Source organism: Ensifer sp. Root142 (genome assembly GCF_001426785.1).
GTDB lineage: Bacteria > Pseudomonadota > Alphaproteobacteria > Rhizobiales > Rhizobiaceae > Ensifer > Ensifer canadensis.
On the sequence record NZ_LMFK01000047.1, the window covers coordinates 291,732 to 309,023 of the forward strand.

A 17,292-nucleotide genomic window follows, 5' to 3' on the forward strand; every position below is an offset into this window, starting at 1 on the left:
TTGGCAATGGGCTTTTTATGCCCCCTCAAAGATTTGTTTGCTTAGTAAATCGGCCGAATTGGCCTCAGCTCCGACGACCCCGCGACCCGGTAGGGAATGCCGGTCATGCGGCCGGGTGAAATCGAGCATGGGACCAACAGGCACGATGCGGGTCGGATTGACGTGGGCGATGCCGTAATAGCCTCGCTTGATATGGTCGATGCGCACCGTCTCGGCGATGCCGGGCCACTGGTAGATTTCGCGCAGATAGTTGGAAAGCGCCGGATAATCTTCGATCCGGCGAAGATTGCACTTGAAGACGCCGTGGTAGGCCGCATCGAACCGGATCAATGTCACGAACAGACGGATATCGGCCTCCGTCAGGTACTCGCCGGCGATGTAACGATTGGCCGCCAGGTGGCGCTCGAGCTCGTCGAGCATCCCGAACAGGCTCGTGACGGCCTCGTCATAGGCGCTTTGAGACTTGGCGAACCCGGCGCGGTAGACGCCGTTGTTGACGCGCTCGTAAATCGGGTCGTTCCAGTGATCGATCTCCGCACGCAGCGCTTGAGGGTAAAAATCGAGGCGGTTGCCGGTCAGGTCGTCGAAAGCCGAATTCAGGATGCGGATGATGTCGGCGGATTCGTTGTTGACGATGCGCCCTTCCTTCATGTCCCAAAGGACGGGGACCGACACCTTGCCGGTGTAATGGCCATCACTCGCCGTATAGAGCTCGTGATGATAACGGATCAGACCAACACGCCCGCCAGCGTCCACAGGCTCGTCGTAGACCCAACCATCCTCGCCTAGCAGCGGGTCGGAGACGGTAAGCCCGATGACGTCCTGCAGTCCCTTGAGATTGCGAAAAGCGATCGTGCGCGACGCCCAGGGGCAGAGGTACGAAACGAACAGACGAAAGCGCCCGGCCTCCGCCGGAAGACCTGGCTGCCCCTGCGGGCCGGGGCCGCCATCGGCCGTGATCCAGCTGTGGAAACGGGTCGGCTCGCGGAAAAAGGCGCCACCCTTCATCTCGCTCGCAGCAACGTCACCCTTGACCCATTTTCCATCGACGAGCTGCGGCATGAATTCTCTCCTGAACCTGCGGGGAATGCCAACTCACTCACACGCGGGCGCGTGCCGGTCAATTCGGCGGCCGGTTGACAGATCGTTCGCATTACACAGCCCACACGCCCAGCGCGTAGCATCACGGTAGCGCCACATTGTCGAGCAATCCCGGTCGCGAGAGGGAGAATCAGGATGAAAAGATTCGTCATTGTCGCCGTGCTTTTTGCTGCCGTCGTCTGGCTCCTCAACACGTCCCTGCTGGCAACGCCCCCCGAGGGCCCGCCTAAGATTCTCGCGCATCGCGGCATCCACCAGACCTATCCGAAAGCGGGCGTGGGGAACGATACCTGCACGGCCGAGATCATCGAAAAGCCACGGCACGATCACCTCGAAAATACCGTCGCCTCAATGCAGGCCGCCTTCGATTCCGGCGCTGCGGTCGTCGAACTCGACATCCACCTGACGCCCGATCGGCAGTTCGCGGTCTTCCACGACTGGACGTTCGACTGCCGCACTGAAGGCAAAGGGGTCACCGAGGAAACGCCAATGACGGTGCTGAAATCGCTCGACATCGGCTACGGCTATACCGCCGACGGCGGCAAGACCTTTCCGTTCCGCGGAAAAGGCACCGGCCACATGCCGACCTTGGAGGAGGTTTTCACCGCCCTGCCCGATCGCCAGTTTCTCGTCAATTTCAAGAGCCGCCGGGCCGAGGAAGGCGCAGCGCTCGCCGCCCTGCTCGAAACACATCCGGAATGGCGGCAAGCCGTCTTTGGGGTCTATGGCGGCGGCGAGCCGACGCGGGAAGCGCTGAAGCTGGTGAAGGGCCTGCGTGGTTACGACAGGAACTCTGTCGTCGGCTGCCTCGCCCGCTACATCGCCTATGGCTGGACCGGCGTCGTTCCGGCCGCCTGCCAGAACACGCTGGTGATCGTTCCGGGAAACTATGCGCCCTGGCTGTGGGGTTGGCCCGACCGTTTTGCACAGCGCATGAAATCAGCCGGCAGCGAGATCATCCTGCTCGGCCCCTATGCCGGCGGAGATTTCACCACGGGCATCGATAGCGCGGAAGATCTTGAACTGGTGCCGGAGAACTTCTCGGGCTACGTCTGGACTAACCGTGCCGAGATGATCGGGCCGATGCTGGCAAAAAGACAGCCGGCGTCCTACAGCGCCGCGCGTCTTATTAGACGCGCAAAGGTCGCTGCAGCACTTTGATTTGCTGCATGTTTTTATCCTTAAATCGAATAGGATTTAAGGAAACATGCAGTAGCGGTTCCTATCCAATCTCGTTTGTCACTGAGGGAGCGTACGGTTGGGGCACCGGCGCCTTGACCTGAGACAAGTCCCGCCTGTCGTTTCGGCAGATGCCCGGCAGCCCGAAGTTCACCCTCCGAGAGGAGCCGGCCGCCAGCAGGGCTGGCGAGCGGCGTTAGCGGTATTGAGAATACTGGCCGATCAGCGTGGGAACTCAAGACCCATTTCGCGGAAGCGCTCGGGATCATCGCCCCAGTTTTCACGCACCTTGACGAACAGGAAGAGGTGCACCGGCTGCTCAAGGATTTCGGAGATTTCCTTCCGCGACGCGGTGGAGATCGCCTTGATCGCATCGCCATTCTTGCCGAGTGCGATCTTCTTCTGGCTTTCGCGCTCGACGTAGATCACCTGTTCGATACGAACGGATCCGTCCTTGCGCTCTTCCCACTTCTCGGTTTCGACATGCGAGGCGTAGGGAAGTTCCTGATGCAGGCGCAGGAACAGTTTTTCGCGAGTGATTTCGGCCGCGAGCTGGCGCATCGGCAGGTCGGAGATCTGGTCTTCCGGATAATACCAGGGACCTTCCGGCAGCGTCTCGGCAAGATAATCCATCAGATCCTTGCAGCCCGAGCCGGTCAGCGCGGAGATCATGAAGGTGCGCTCGAACTTGATCGTCTCGTTGGCCGCCGCTGCAAGCTTCAGCAGATCCTCCGGTCGCACCTGGTCGATCTTGTTCAGAACCAGGATCTTCGGCTGGTGGACTTCCTTCATGCCCTGAAGGATCGTTTCCGCATCGCCCTTCAGGCCACGCTCGCTGTCGATCAGGAGCATGATCACATCGGCGTCCTTGGCGCCACCCCAGGCCGTCGTCACCATTGCCCGGTCGAGCCGGCGCCGTGGCTTGAAGATGCCCGGCGTGTCCATGAACACGATCTGTGCGTTGTCGTGGATGGCAATGCCACGCACGATCGCCCGGGTCGTCTGAACCTTGTGGCTGACGATCGAAACCTTGGCGCCGACGAGGCGGTTGACCAGCGTCGATTTTCCCGCGTTGGTGGCGCCGATCAGCGCCACGAAACCAGAGTGGGTCGGCGCGCTTTCGGCGGCCGTATCTTTTTCCATATCCGTCATGTTTTCCGTCAATTTCCGGCGGAGACTTTCCGCCACACGCCTTCGCGTTCCAACAATTTTGTCGCGGCCACCTGCTCGGCGCCGCGCTTGGATCGATCCGTCCCGGTCTCGGGCGCAACGCCGGCAACCTCCACGGTCACCGTGAAACGCGGGTCGTGGTCGGGGCCGGAGCGGTTGTCCGTCCGATATGTCGGCGCAATGCCAAACTTGGCATGCGCCCATTCCTGCAATTCGGTCTTGGCATCGCGACGGGCGCCGTCGGCACGGGTCGCCCGCTCTTTCCAGTGAAGCAGCACGAATTTACGCGCCGCCTCCAGCCCGCCGTCGAGATAGATGGCGGCGATGAGCGACTCTACCACATCGGCGCGCACATTCATCATCGCCTTTCCGGTGATTTTCTTCACGTCGGAACCGGTGCGGATAAACTGGTGCAGCGCCAGGTCGTCGGCGACCAGGGCGCAGCTCTCGGCGCTGACGAGCTGGTTCAGCCGCACCGAAAGTTCGCCCTCGTTGGCATCACGAAAGGTCTGGAACAGAAGCTCGGAGACGCAAAGCCCCAGCACACGGTCTCCGAGGAATTCGAGCCGCTGGTAGTTCGATCCCCTGGCATTGCGGGCGCTGGAATGGGTCAGCGCCCGATCGAGCCGTTCCTTCTCGCTGAACTGATAGCCAATCACGGCCTCGAGCTTGGCCCGATCCTCCGCGCTTAGCGACCGCGCCTTCATCATTCGACCGCCTTGAACAGGCGGTCGTAGCGCAGGTTCGCCGGCCACTTCCAGATCTCGCGGAACGAGGTGTCATTGCCGAGCGAGAAGAAGATCAGGCTCGCGCGGCCGACAAGGTTCTCGGCCGGCACGAAGCCGACGTCGAAGCGGCTGTCGGCCGAGTTGTCGCGATTGTCGCCCATCATGAAGTAATGACCTTCGGGCACGATGAACTCGCGGGTGTTGTCACCGCGCGAATCCGGGAACTGATCGAGCGTGTCATAGGAAACGCCATTGTCCATGGTTTCGCGGTAGACCGGAACGTCGCCACCGGTGTCGTACTGATCGTCGGCGCGGAAGACACCGTCAGGCGCGCGATCGATCGGCTTGTCGTTGACGTAGAGAATGCTGTTGCGGACCTGGATGCGATCGCCCGGCAGGCCGACCAGACGCTTGATGTAGTCGATGTCCGGGTTTGGCGGAAAGCGGAAGACGACGATGTCGCCGCGCTCCGGCTCGCTGGCGAAGATTCGGCCCGAGAACAGATCCGGCGAGAACGGCAGCGAATACTTGGAGTAGCCGTAGGCGAACTTGTTGACGAAGATGTAGTCGCCGACAAGCAGGGTCGGCATCATCGAGCCCGACGGAATGGTGAAGGGCTGAAAGAAGACGGTGCGAATGACCACGGCCAGGAGCAGCGCCTGGATGATGACCTTCACATTCTCCCAGAGACCGCTCTGCTTCGCTTCTGTCTTTTCTGCCACGCTGCTGTCTTCCTTTGTCATCGGCGCGCTGGATAGGCGCTCCGCTCAATCAACTGTCATTCGCGCTTTCGGTTCCAGCCTCACCGGCGGATGCGCAATTCTGTATCCATGCTGCAAGGGCGCTCTGCCCCCTGCAATCGGGCACGCCCGGATTTCTCAACGGAATGCTCTAAACCGTTCCCTCTGGCGGGGCAACGGGGAGTGCTTCGATAATCACGAAGGCCTGCGCCAGCGGGAAATCGTCGGTAATCGTCAGATGGATTGCCGCCCGATGCCCCTTGGGCACCATCGCCTGGAGCCGTTCGGCAGCACCACCGCTCAAATGCATCGTGGGCTTGCCACCGGGCATATTGATGACGCCCATGTCTTTCCAGAAGACGCCATGCGCTATTCCGGTGCCGAGCGCCTTGGAACAGGCCTCCTTGGCAGCGAAGCGCTTGGCGTAGGAGGCGGCGCGGTTCTTGCGACCTTCGGACTTGGCAATTTCCACCTCGGTGAAGCAACGATTGACGAAACGCTCGCCGAAACGCGAGAGCGAGTTTTCGATGCGCCTGATGTCGATGAGGTCGCTGCCGATACCGATGATCATGATGTGGACCTTGCACCGGACGCGCGCGCGCGCCTGCGGCGGGACTGGAAAAGACGGGCTGCCTGATAGGCAAGAGGATAGAAGATCAGTGCGCCGGCGGCGGCAAGCGGAACCGATCCGATGAGCATAGGCTTGAACACAGGCCCCCAAAGCGCCGACAATTCGAGGTGCTCGACCATATGCGCGACGTCCGCGCCGGTTGCGGGACCTGACGCCTGCGGTCCCATGATGACCGTGCCAAGTTCGTAGGACGCGGTCAGGATCATCGGGATGGTCACCGGGTTGGCAAGCGCCGTGGTGATCGCTGCCGCAAGCAGATTGCCGGAGAACGCGGAGGCAACCGCGACCGCGATGATGATATGCAGCCCAAAGAAGGGCGTGAAGGAGGACGCGGCACCTGCAGCGACCCCGACCGCAATCGAGTGCGGTGACGACGACAGGCGCAGGATGCGCAGCGCCATGTATCTCGGGCCACGCCGAAAGCCCTTGCGCGGCCATAAAAGCGCGCGAAGCCTCTCGGATATCGTGACCGGTTTTCTACGTCTGAATAACATTATGCCGTCATGACCGCATCTTGAAACCGCCAGTCGGCACAAGACGGCGTGTCCGCCTGTTTAAAGGCCGCAAGATAGGCGTCATGCCCCTTGCTTGCAACCCGCTGGCGTGTGGTGCAGCGATCACGATTGAGCCATTCGCCTGGCGCATGGCTCGCCATTCCCGCCATCATGCGGGAACAGGCAGCGGCTTAGTAGCCGTTGCGGAACAGGCCGCGATCGATCTGGCGCTGACGGTATTCGAGATCGATGCGATCGACCGAACCGTTGAGATAGGCGAGCTCGCGCTCTTCCTGAGTGGCGACGCGCAGAGCGCGGGTGATCTTCTTCAACTGATTTAACATGGCAAACCTCTTCGTTTACCTCCCATGCAGAAGATAGTTTAGAGGTCACTGTTCCACCAGAGCCAGGAAGAGACAGCAGCCATGCGCAACAAGCATGCCTTGCCGTTTTTCAAGCCCCGACCTGCCTGTTTTGAAGGCAACTGCGCAAAACGGACGCGCACAGGCCCAAACTTCACCGCCGAATGCGAGTATCGCCAACCCTCACGGACGGCCAGACAGACGGAGGCAAGAAGAAGAAAGTGCCGATCATGATCCGCCTGCCAAGGCGAGACCCCGACGGAAGGCGGAAGCAACGGCGCCGGTGGTGACGGTTCGGCAGCTATGCGAAAGTCGAGCGGCGCCCCTTCACTCGAAGAGGCGCTTGACCGTGGAGATGCTCGGCAATTCCTTCAACTGCGTGATCAGGTGGTTCAGCTGCCTCAGATCCCAGACCTCGAGATCGAACTGCAACTCACTGAAGTCGGCAGCCACACGCCCCATGGAAAGCGAGCGGATGTTGACGTCGCTCGTCGCGATCGACTGGGCGACCTCCGCCAGCGTGCCCGGCTCGTTCAAGGCGCTGATGGCGATGCGCGCCATGAAGCGGCTGCTGTTGGCCTCGTCCAGATCCCAACGCACGTCGATCCAGCGCTCCGGCTCGTCGTCGAACTTCTGCAGGATCGGCGACTGGATCGGGTAGATGGTGATCCCCTTGTCCTTCTCCATGATGCCGACGATACGGTCGCCCGGAACTGCACCCGCCGCGCTGAAATGCACGCCGGCGTTACCCGAGAGCCCTCGGATCGGCAGCGCTTCCGGACCTTCCGCTTGCGCCGGCTCGCCCGCCTCCTTGGATCGGCCAGGCAACTTGAACACCATGCCGGCGGCACTGCGCATGTTGAACCAGCCATCGTCGGCGTTCGGCTTGACGGTGACGCGCTCGTCCTGATGGTCGGGGAAAACCGCGCGCAGCACGTCGAGCGACGACAGTTCGCCGCGGCCAACCGACGCGATCGCATCCTCGACCTCTTTATGTCCAAGCCGATGCAGCGCGGGCTTCAGCGCTTCGCGTGAAAACGTCTTGCTGGCGCGCTCGAAGGTTCGCTCCAGAATGCGATAGCCGAGGCCGGCATATTGCTTGCGGATGGCAGCGCGCGTCGCGCGCCGGATGGCGGAGCGCGCCTTGCCGGTGACGACGATTTCTTCCCACGCCGGCGGCGGCACCTGGATGCCCGAACGGATGATCTCGACTTCGTCGCCGTTGTTGAGGCGCGTGACCAGCGGCATGATGCGGCCGTTGATCTTGGCGCCGACGCAGGTGTCGCCGATGTTGGTGTGGACCGCATAGGCAAAGTCGATCGGCGTCGCGCCACGCGGCAGCGCAATCAGCTGCCCCTTCGGCGTGAAGCAGAACACCTGGTCCTGGAAAAGCTCGAGCTTGGTATGCTCGAGAAACTCTTCCGGGTTGTCGCCTTCGGCGAGCGACTCGATCGTGCGCCGCAGCCAGGAATAGGCGTTCGAGGTCGGCGACAGGGCGGTTTCCGTCGAGACCCCCTCGCCGTCCTTGTAGAGCGAGTGAGCGGCGATACCGTATTCGGCGATATCGTTCATCCGGCGCGTGCGAATCTGCAGTTCGATGCGCTGGCGCGACGGGCCGACGATGGTCGTATGGATCGACTGGTAATCGTTCTGCTTTGGCGTCGAGATATAATCCTTGAAGCGGCCAGGCACGACGCGCCAGCGGGTGTGCACGATGCCAAGCGCGCGATAGCACGACGGGATATCGTCGACGACGATACGAAAGCCCCAGACGTCGGAAAGCTGCTCGAAGGACAGGGATTTCGACTGCATCTTGCGGAAGACCGAATAGGGCTTCTTCTGCCGCCCCTTGACTTGCGCGCCCTTCAACCCCTCGGTCTGGAGCAGCTCAGTCAATTCGTCCTCGATCTTCTTGATCAGGCCTTCATTGCGCTCGGACAGCTCTTCCAGGCGGCGGGTGACGGTTTCGAAGGCCTCCGGATTGATATGGCGGAACGAGAGGTTTTCGAGCTCCTCGCGCATATCCTGCATGCCCATGCGGCCGGCGAGCGGCGCATAGATGTCCATCGTCTCTTCGGAGATGCGTGCCCGCTTCTCGGGCGTCATATGGTCGAGCGTGCGCATGTTGTGCAGACGATCGGCAAGCTTGACCAAGAGGACGCGCACGTCGTCGGAGATCGCGAGCAGCAACTTGCGCAGGTTTTCCGCCTGCTTGGCTTTCTTGGTGACGAGATCGAGCTTCTTGATCTTGGTCAGGCCCTCGACAAGCGCACCGATGTCCTCGCCGAAGAGATCATCGATCTCCTGCCGGGTCGCGGTCGTATCCTCGATCGTGTCGTGCAAGAGCGCGACTGCGATCGTCGATTCGTCGAGATGCATTTCCGTAAGGATCGCCGCCACTTCCAGCGGGTGGGAAATGTAGGGGTCGCCGCTTGCCCGCTTCTGCTGCCCGTGCTTCTGCATCGCGTAGACGTAAGCCTTGTTCAACAGGGCTTCATTGACGTCGGGCTTGTATTTCTGAACGCGCTCAACGAGCTCGTACTGGCGCATCATTCGCTGGCGGCTCCATGGGAAAAGACAATAAAAAAAGTGCGCCAATCATACGAGTGGCGCACTGCTTTGAAAACACGCGGGAACGCTTGTTCCGTTACGGATCTCAGTAGTCGTCGCTCTTTTCCGGGGGCACGAGGCCCTCGATGCCGGCCAGAAGTTCCTCTTCCGACATGCGGTCGAAAGTGATTGCCTCCGGCTGGTCGTCGTCTTCCGCCGTCTCGGCAAAAGTCGTGTCGGCATCGGCTTGCACCAGCGAAGCCGGATCGGGCTCGGGCTCGTCCACTTCGACGTGCTTCTGCAGCGAGTGGATCAGGTCTTCCTTGAGGTCGCCGGGCGAGAGCGTCTCGTCGGCGATTTCGCGGAGAGCCACGACGGGGTTCTTGTCATTGTCGCGATCGATGGTGATCGCTGCGCCCTGCGAGATCAGGCGGGCGCGGTGGCTGGCGAGCAGCACGAGTTCGAAACGGTTGTCGACCTTGTCAATGCAATCTTCGACGGTGACGCGGGCCATTGCCTGTCCTTTTGGGCTCAAAGCGCGGCGATCATCGCCGCAGCACGGATTAACGACACGAGACCGGAACGGCCGCCGGATGACGGCCTCGTCGGCTCCGATTTCTGGAATTAGCCGCCCGGATACAATCAAAACAGCATAAGTTCAAGTTTTTCCTGCACGGAGCGCTCACATCATCCTTTACTGCGTGATAAAATGCGACGCGGACGGGCTGGACTTTGTATTCACACACCCTAGTTGCATTTTCTAATACAAACCGGAAACGCCTGGTAGAAACTGCAGATTTCCGATGTGGACGAACTGCAGCAACTGCTAAAACTAGCTATATTCGCGTGCCGCCGCTTGGAATAATGCAAGTGGTTAACTACATTATTTGCAATATCAGCAATTATTAATGTAATCGCCGTATTTTCGCGCATCCGCCGACGGGCCGCTTACCCGAATGTGATGCGCACCAAAAAGGAATAACGATGTTTGACCCTCGCGAGAAAATCGCTCTTTTTATCGACGGCGCCAACCTCTACGCCGCGTCGAAGAGCCTCGGTTTCGACATCGACTATCGCAAACTGCTCAAGGCATTTCAAAAGCGTGGCTATCTGCTACGCGCCTACTACTATACGGCTCTCATCGAAGACCAGGAATATTCGTCGATCCGTCCGCTGATCGACTGGCTTGACTATAACGGTTACAAGGTCGTGACCAAGCCTGCGAAGGAATTCACGGACTCGCTCGGTCGCCGCAAGATCAAGGGCAACATGGACATCGAACTTGCGATCGATGCCATGGAACAGTCAGAAACCGTCGATCATCTGGTGATCTTCTCGGGCGATGGCGACTTCACCACGCTCGTCGAAGCGCTGCAGCGGAAGGGTCGCAAGGTTTCGGTGGTATCGACGATGTCGACCCAGCCACCGATGATCGCCGATGACCTGCGCCGACAGGCGGATCACTTCATCGATCTCGTCACGCTGCGGGCCGAAATCGGCCGTGACCCATCGGAACGCGTTCCCCGGCAACATGTCGAGCCGGTAGCCGACCCCGTTGGGATCTGAGCGAACCAGTCACTCGCCAAACAACGAAAAAAATTTTTAGGCAGGGCGTCGGGGCGAGAGTGCGGCTGCGTTCAGCCGCGCTCTTTCAGCAGTCGGCTCTTCTGCCTGTTCCAATCGCGCTCCTTGGCGCTTTCACGCTTGTCGTGCAATTTCTTGCCCTTGCCGAGCGCCAGCTCGAGCTTCGCCCGGCCCTGATCGTTGAAATAGATCTTGAGCGGAATGAGCGACATGCCTTCGCGATTGACGGCCCCCTGCAGCCGGTTGACCTCGCGCTTGGACAGCAACAGCTTGCGACGGCGGCGGGTCTCATGGTTGAATCGGTTTGCCTGCAGGTACTCCGGCAGATAGGAATTGATCAGCCAGATTTCCCCGCCCTCGTCGGTGGCGTAGGATTCGGCGATGTTTGCCTTGCCTTCACGCAGCGACTTCACCTCGGTGCCGGTCAGAACCAGGCCGGCCTCGTAGGTGTCGACGATCTCGTAGTTGAAGCGGGCCTTTCGGTTTTCCGCGACAATCTTCTTGACCGTGCGCTGGCTTCCCTTGGGTGCCATCAGTTCATCAATCCTGCATGTCTGAGCGCCGAGTCGATTGCGGCTTCCGTTGCCGGCTCCAGTGTCGAAAGCAGCGGCGAACGAACCGCGCGGCTCATACGGCCGAGACGGTTCAGCGCGTACTTGGCGCCGCACAGGCCAGGCTCCATGAAGATCGCCTTGTGCAGCGGCATCAACTTGTCCTGATATTCCAGTGCCTTGGCATAATCGCCAGCAAGGGTGGCCTGCTGGAATTCGGCGCAAAGCCGCGGCGCGACATTTGCCGTGACCGAAATGCAGCCGACCCCACCATGGGCGTTGAAGCCGAGCGCCGTTGCGTCTTCGCCGGAAAGCTGAACGAAATCCTTGCCGCAGGCCATGCGCTGCTCGGATACGCGTTCGATCTTGCCGGTGGCATCCTTCACGCCGATGATCGTCGAATGGGCCTTGGCAAGCGCGGCCATGGTTTCGACGCTCATGTCGACGACGGAGCGACCGGGGATATTGTAGATGACGATCGGCAGCTTCACGCTCTCGGCAATCGCCGAATAGTGGGCAAACAGGCCCTTCTGCGTGGGCTTGTTGTAATAGGGTGTAACGACGAGCACCGCGTCCGCACCCGCCTTTTCGGCGTGCTGCGCAAGCTCGATGGCTTCGGTCGTGTTATTGGAGCCGGCGCCTGCGATTACCGGCACGCGGCCGGCGGCTGCCTTGATGCAGAGCTCGACGACCTGCTTGTGCTCGGCATGCGAAAGGGTCGGGGATTCACCTGTCGTGCCGACGGGCACGAGACCGGAGCTTCCCTCTTTTATCTGCCATTCCACATGCGCGACGAAACCTTCCGCATCCACCGCGCCGGCGGCGGTGAACGGTGTTACGAGAGCGGGAATGGAACCCTTGAACATGCACAACTCCTGACGGCTCAAAGGACGAGCATACACTCACGCTTTGGCCGTAATCGACGGTTAAAAAACTGCCGCACCATAATCATGTGAGGGGGCTGCGGCAAGCGCCGTGACACGGCATTTCATGCCGGTTTTCACGTAAAAGCTTGACGTTCAAGCCGCATAATCCTTGAGGCTCGCCACCCGGTGCTAAGGTGGCGGCGGTGCGATTGCTGTGATCTATAAACCCCGGTAACCTTTCGTTAGGCAATCCGGCGGCAAATGAATGTGAGACACGGGGAAACACGGGGCTCTTGATGCGCGGATCAATTCTTCTGCCTGTCGCCGCCATGATCGGCACAGCGCTTCTGGCCTCGTCGGCCCTCTCCTCCGAAGCCTCGAACACAGTGCCGGTACCGGGCAGCAAACCCGCAATCTCCGACAAGGTCGGGCGCGTTTCGGGTAAGGACATCACCGGCGCGATCCCGGCGACGGTATCGCCCATTCAGGGCGGCTTGAAGGTCGGTCTGGATGCGCTTTCCGACAAGGATCCGACCAAGGCGATCACCGTTCGAAACGGCATGCACGAGGGCACGCTCGATCGTCATATTCTGACTTGGGCAATCGCCGTATCGGGGCAACGTGGCGTCCCCTCCTACGAGATCGCCGACGCCCAGCGCGAACTGCAGGGGTGGCCGGGCCTCAAATCGCTTCGCGCCCATTCCGAGCGCGCACTTTACCGCGAGAACCCGGCAGCCCCCGATATTCTTGCCGCCTTTGGGCAGACGCAGCCCGAAACCACGGAAGGGACGATCATCCTTGCCCGCGCGCTGGTGGCACAGGGGCAGAGTGCGACCGCAGCAACGCGGCTGCGCGCGCTCTGGTTCAAGCAGGGGCTCGACAAGGATGTGGAAACGCAGATCCTGTCGGAATTTTCCGGCCTGCTGACGGTTGCCGACCACAGACGGCGGATGACGATGCTGCTTTATCGCAACCGCGTCGAGCAGGCCGAACGCTTCAGCGATCTCGGCAAGGCGCAGTCGCTCTATCGCGCCTGGGCCGCCGTCAGCCGCGGCAGCACCAATGCCCCTGCGCTGATATCGGCGATCGACGCCTCATGGCATAAGGACCCGGCCTATCTGTTCATCCGTATCGAAAGCCTGCGTAAGCAGGACAAATATGCGGAGGCCGCCAAGCTGCTGGCCACGATGCCTAGGGATCAGGACGCGTTGGTCAATCCCGGTGAATGGTGGACCGAACAACGGATCGTCAGCCGCGGCTTGCTGGACAAGGGGGATTTTCGCGGCGCCTACCGAGTTGCCGCAAACCACAAGGCAACCGAGGCGACCGATATCGTCGATGCAGAGTTTCACGCCGGCTGGTTCGCGCTGCGCGGCATGGAAGATCCGGCCGCAGCATCGCAGCATTTCCGACGGATCCTTGATGTTTCCAACCGGCCGCTTTCGGCGTCCCGCGCTTGGTATTGGCTCGGCCGATCGGCGGAAGCGGGCGGACCGGGCAATGCCAAGGACTATTTCGCCAATGCCGCCCGCTTTCCAGGCACCTTCTACGGTCAACTCGCCGCTGCGCGGCTCGGCCACAAGGCACTCAACGTTACCTATCCCGCCCCTTCAGCGGAAGACCGTGCCCGTTTCGAAAACCGCGAGGCGGTTCGCGCCATCGCACGGCTGGAAGCGGCAGGTCACGGCTGGCGTGCCGACAGCATCTATCGGGCACTTGCGGAAGAACTGACGAGCCCCGGCGAACTGGCGATCCTTTCGGCACGCGCCGAAAAGACCCGCAATCATCAGCTTTCACTCCAGATCGGCAAGACCGCCTTTGGCCGTGGCATCGATGTCGCTGCACTCGCTTTTCCCGTCGGCGTCATCCCGTCGACCGCCAACATCGATGGCTCGGGCAAGGCGCTCGCCTACGCGATCGCGCGCCAGGAAAGCGCCTTCAATCCTGCGGCGGTCTCCACGGCCAACGCGCGCGGCTTGCTGCAACTGCTGCCCGGCACCGCCAAAGGGGTAGCCAGCCGCTACGGCCTTGCTTACTCCAAGGAGCGCCTGACGAGCGATGCCGGATACAACGCCACCCTCGGCGCGCATTATCTCGGCGAGCAGATCAACAGCTTCGGTGGTTCCTATATTCTCACCTTCATTGCCTACAATGCCGGCCCGCGTCGCGTACCGGACTGGCTCAGCCGCTATGGCGACCCGCGCGGCAAACCGATCGACGAGGTCGTCGACTGGATTGAGCGCATCCCGTTCCAGGAAACGCGCAACTACGTCCAGCGCGTGATGGAAAACTATCAGGTCTACAAGGTCAGGCTCGGTCAAGGCGCTGACATAGTCGCCGACCTTAGAATGGGACGACAGTTACCTTAGCGCAATTCCAGCAAGAGTGCGCAGCGGTGGTGCGTCAGACATCGCATAAAAACAAAGAGATAGCGCGCTTCTATGAACCCGTGCCAACGGGAAACGCTACTGCATGTTTCGTTAGATCGTATGCGATTCAAGGATAAAACATGCAGCAATTCACAGTGCTACAGCGACCTTTGCGCGTCTGATAAGACCCGCGGCGCTGTAGGTTCAGATTGGTTGTTCGTCGTTATCGTTGACAAATGGAGATGATCAAATAATCGTGATAGCAGAAGGCGGCACAAAGTACGATGTCACGCATTTCCCTTCTTGAAGGTTCCATCCTCCCCGAAGAAAATGGTGAAGGCAATGAAGACGTTAACAGTTATCGCCCTGTCGGTGGTGACAGTAATGAGTGGCGTTCCGCCAGCACAAGCATTTCCGATCGCCCCGAAGATTGCGTCTCAAGCCACCGATGTCCAACCGGCGCAATTCCCGTACGAGCGCGGTGAAGCGCGGAAGAGTGCTAGCGGATGTGGTTTCCCCTATTGCGGCCGTGGCTATCGGTACAACCGGCACGGTTACTACGGCGACAGACATGGCCATTATCGCGATGGTTACCGCGGATACTATCGGGACCACGATAATGATGCCGGCGCGTTCATCGGCGGACTTGCGGCCGGTGCGATCATAGGCGGCTTGTTGAGCCAGCCAAGATACTACAACCGTCCGGGAGTTGCCGGCGGCAGCTCACATACCAGCTGGTGCTACGCCCGATATCGGTCCTATCGAGCCTGGGACAACACGTATCAGCCTTATGGTGGTCCGCGGCGGCAGTGCAATTCGCCCTACTGAAAAGACTGGATGGGGCGGCGGCCCCTCGCACCCTCCCAATGTTTCCGCTGCTCCGGTATCGGCGCGAAAACGTGGTTTTAAAGCCTGTGACCGGCGATCTCGCGGTCCAAAAGGTAGCGCGAGCGGCGAGTCCTTTCATTCCCTGAACGCCGGACCGCCTGCTTGCCGTTTCCGTTTCAATGGCTACGATCCGCCCGGGTGCAGATGGAGGGCGAGGCTGAAATGAACGAGTATGGGGCGGATGCGTTTCGGGAACATCGCTTCCCCGGGGTTGGCGGATTGCAGCTCTACGCGCGGGCCTACGGACCTGGGCCTCAGCCACGAGCGGCAACTCCGGTTATCTGCCTGCCAGGGCTCACGCGCAACAGCCGAGACTTTCACCAACTTGCCACCTTTCTTGCATCGTCGTCGGGAGGCGGGCACCCCGTTATCTCATTGGACTACCGTGGCCGCGGGAATTCGGAACGCGACGGCGATAAGAGTCGCTATACGGTTGCAGTCGAAACGTCCGACGTCATCACCGCGTGCGCATATTTCGCTATTGAAAAGGCAATTTTTATCGGCACCTCACGTGGTGGGCTGATCCTGCACCATTTGATCGGCCTGGCCCCCGGCTTGATAGCAGGGGCCGTGCTCAATGACATCGGGCCTGTCATCGAAATCGGGGGATTGCTCGGGATCCGGGACTATCTCAACACAGGGACCGGACCGGTAAGTTGGACCGCAGCGCCCAACTACCTGAAAGCCATACACGGAGACGATTTCCCGATCCTTCACGAGGTCGAATGGCTGCAGATGGCAAGGGCGATCTATCGCGACGAAGGCGGCATTCCTGTCGTCGACTTCGATCCAGCAATTGCGGCACAACTGCAGGCGCTGACGTCGGACATGTTGCTGCCGGATCTTTGGCCCCAGTTCCACGCCTTTACCGGGCTTCCGATGATGGTCGTTCGCGGCGAACATTCCAAGCTGCTGTCAAGCACCACGGTCGATGAGATGAAGAGCAGGCATCCCAACTTGACGACCGTGACAGCCGCCGGACAAGGCCATGCACCGCTGCTGCATCTCGACGGCCCCAGGCATGCCATAGCCGCCTTTGTTCACCACTGCATGTTTCCTTAAATCCTATTCGATTTAAGGATAAAAACATGCAGCAATTCAAAGTGCTACGGCGACCTTTGCGCGTCTAATAGGACGCGCGGCGCTGTAGCAGCGAACGCGCGCCTGCGCTCCCGCCTGAGATCGCATTTCCTTTATGGAGAGCGCCAAACGAAAAAGCCCGGCTCGAAAGCCGGGCTTCTCTAAACTGACCGAGGTCAGATCAGATTAGAAGTCGCGCTGCAGGCGGACGAAGCCGAATACCTGGTCGTCGCCGTTGTCTTCATCTTCGTACTGAACCGATACGCGGGTAGCGAGGCCNTCAGATTAGAAGTCGCGCTGCAGGCGGACGAAGCCGAATACCTGGTCGTCGCCGTTGTCTTCATCTTCGTACTGAACCGATACGCGGGTAGCGAGGCCTTCGGTGATCTTGTAGTCAACCGTTACGCCAGCGCGCCATGCATCGTCGCCGCCGAAGCTGTTGACGGAATCCTGCAGGCTACCGAAGTACTGAGCGCCAGGAGTGATCGCCAGCTTGTCGGTTGCGTTGAAGCGGTACGAAGCAGCAACGCTCCACTCAGACTGAGCCCAGTAGGTGTTCGGGTTCGAAGCCCAGATACCAGCAAGCTGGAAGACGCCCGGGCCGAGGTCTGCAGAGAGCAAGCCGCGGATCGCGCCTTCTTCCCACTCGGTGTCGTAGCCGCCGAGCAAGTCGAAGGAAACGCCGCCGAGCGAAGCCGAAACGATACCGGAGATGCCAACGCCGTTTGCCTTGGTGGACCAGCCTTCGAGCTCGTCGATCGAGATACCGGCCTGGAAGGTGCCGCCGTCATAGAGGTAGGCAATCGAGTTGAACTCGGTGACGTTGCCGAGCGTGTCGGTTTCGCCGTTGATGCCCTTATCCCACCAGTTGTAGAAGAAACCGGCCTTCAGGCCACCGAGCTGGATGTAGGCTTCATCAACGTCGATGAAGTCGCTATCGCCAGAGTCGGTGTCGTTGTCGGCATTGAATTCAGCAGCGAAGAAGCCGGTGAGCGTGCC

16 protein-coding genes and 1 pseudogene are annotated in these 17,292 nt (G+C 60.4%); 5 read left to right on the plus strand and 12 right to left on the minus strand.

What is annotated here, in order from left to right:
• Nucleotides 1-15 precede the first annotated feature (15 nt).
• The gene (locus ASD52_RS33530; protein WP_057211459.1) at nt 16-1,062 is read right to left on the minus strand and encodes a glutathione S-transferase family protein; all 1,047 of its coding nucleotides are present in this window, start codon (nt 1,060-1,062) and stop codon (nt 16-18) included.
• A gap of 174 nt (nt 1,063-1,236) precedes the next feature.
• Between ASD52_RS33530 and ASD52_RS33535 the strand changes: the two genes are divergently transcribed.
• The gene (locus ASD52_RS33535) at nt 1,237-2,262 is read left to right on the plus strand and encodes a glycerophosphodiester phosphodiesterase family protein (RefSeq protein WP_025426389.1); all 1,026 of its coding nucleotides are present in this window, start codon (nt 1,237-1,239) and stop codon (nt 2,260-2,262) included.
• A gap of 240 nt (nt 2,263-2,502) precedes the next feature.
• Here ASD52_RS33535 and era read toward each other — a convergent pair whose 3' ends face one another.
• The 8 genes and pseudogenes from era to rpoZ form a co-directional block, all read right to left on the minus strand.
• Nucleotides 2,503-3,432, minus strand: a complete 930-nt coding sequence (era, locus tag ASD52_RS33540) for a GTPase Era (RefSeq protein WP_025426388.1) — start codon at nt 3,430-3,432, stop codon at nt 2,503-2,505.
• Between the two features lie 8 nt (nt 3,433-3,440).
• Nucleotides 3,441-4,160, minus strand: a complete 720-nt coding sequence (gene rnc, locus ASD52_RS33545) for a ribonuclease III (protein ID WP_025426387.1) — start codon at nt 4,158-4,160, stop codon at nt 3,441-3,443.
• Nucleotides 4,157-4,900 (minus strand): signal peptidase I, encoded by a 744-nt coding sequence (lepB, locus tag ASD52_RS33550; protein WP_025426386.1) that lies wholly within the window; start codon nt 4,898-4,900, stop codon nt 4,157-4,159. Before lepB ends, rnc begins: the two co-directional genes overlap by 4 nt.
• Before the next feature lie 169 nt (nt 4,901-5,069).
• A complete protein-coding gene (gene acpS, locus ASD52_RS33555) occupies nt 5,070-5,489 on the minus strand; it encodes a holo-ACP synthase (protein ID WP_025426385.1) in 420 nt (139 codons plus the stop codon).
• A pseudogene (locus ASD52_RS33560) lies at nt 5,486-6,128 on the minus strand (DUF2062 domain-containing protein). Before ASD52_RS33560 ends, acpS begins: the two are co-directional and overlap by 4 nt.
• A 106-nt stretch (nt 6,129-6,234) precedes the next feature.
• On the minus strand, nt 6,235-6,387 hold the full coding sequence (locus tag ASD52_RS38035) for a DUF3563 family protein (protein WP_067698885.1): 153 nt from the start codon (nt 6,385-6,387) through the stop codon (nt 6,235-6,237).
• Between the two features lie 345 nt (nt 6,388-6,732).
• A complete protein-coding gene (locus ASD52_RS33565) occupies nt 6,733-8,958 on the minus strand; it encodes a bifunctional (p)ppGpp synthetase/guanosine-3',5'-bis(diphosphate) 3'-pyrophosphohydrolase (RefSeq protein ID WP_025426383.1) in 2,226 nt (741 codons plus the stop codon).
• 103 nt (nt 8,959-9,061) lie between these two features.
• Nucleotides 9,062-9,469 (minus strand): DNA-directed RNA polymerase subunit omega, encoded by a 408-nt coding sequence (rpoZ, locus tag ASD52_RS33570; protein WP_025426382.1) that lies wholly within the window; start codon nt 9,467-9,469, stop codon nt 9,062-9,064.
• 470 nt (nt 9,470-9,939) lie between these two features.
• Here rpoZ and ASD52_RS33575 point away from each other — a divergent pair, with 470 nt between their 5' ends.
• Nucleotides 9,940-10,521, plus strand: coding sequence for an NYN domain-containing protein (locus ASD52_RS33575; RefSeq protein WP_025426381.1), 582 nt, complete (start codon nt 9,940-9,942; stop codon nt 10,519-10,521).
• Between the two features lie 71 nt (nt 10,522-10,592).
• Here ASD52_RS33575 and smpB read toward each other — a convergent pair whose 3' ends face one another.
• Both smpB and dapA read right to left on the minus strand, forming a co-directional pair.
• Nucleotides 10,593-11,072, minus strand: a complete 480-nt coding sequence (gene smpB / locus ASD52_RS33580; protein ID WP_025426380.1) for an SsrA-binding protein SmpB — start codon at nt 11,070-11,072, stop codon at nt 10,593-10,595.
• Complete coding sequence (gene dapA, locus ASD52_RS33585; protein WP_025426379.1) at nt 11,072-11,956, minus strand: 4-hydroxy-tetrahydrodipicolinate synthase; 885 nt, start codon at nt 11,954-11,956, stop codon at nt 11,072-11,074. The genes smpB and dapA overlap by 1 nt, the downstream gene beginning before the upstream one ends.
• 296 nt (nt 11,957-12,252) lie before the next feature.
• On the opposite strand from dapA, the gene ASD52_RS33590 reads away from it, so the two are divergent.
• From ASD52_RS33590 to ASD52_RS33595, 3 genes are all read left to right on the plus strand, one after another.
• Complete coding sequence (locus ASD52_RS33590) at nt 12,253-14,325, plus strand: lytic transglycosylase domain-containing protein (protein ID WP_025426378.1); 2,073 nt, start codon at nt 12,253-12,255, stop codon at nt 14,323-14,325.
• Nucleotides 14,326-14,667: 342 nt separating this feature from the next.
• Entirely contained in the window at nt 14,668-15,153 is a 486-nt protein-coding gene (locus tag ASD52_RS38045; RefSeq protein ID WP_081788894.1) for a BA14K family protein, read from the plus strand.
• 222 nt (nt 15,154-15,375) lie between these two features.
• Nucleotides 15,376-16,275: an alpha/beta hydrolase gene (locus tag ASD52_RS33595; protein WP_025426377.1), complete on the plus strand. Its 900-nt coding sequence runs from the start codon at nt 15,376-15,378 to the stop codon at nt 16,273-16,275.
• Between the two features lie 303 nt (nt 16,276-16,578).
• On the opposite strand, the gene ASD52_RS33600 is transcribed toward ASD52_RS33595, so the two are convergent.
• Nucleotides 16,579-17,292, minus strand: a 714-nt coding sequence (locus ASD52_RS33600) for a porin (protein ID WP_057226539.1), incomplete at its 5' end; no start/stop codon positions are given.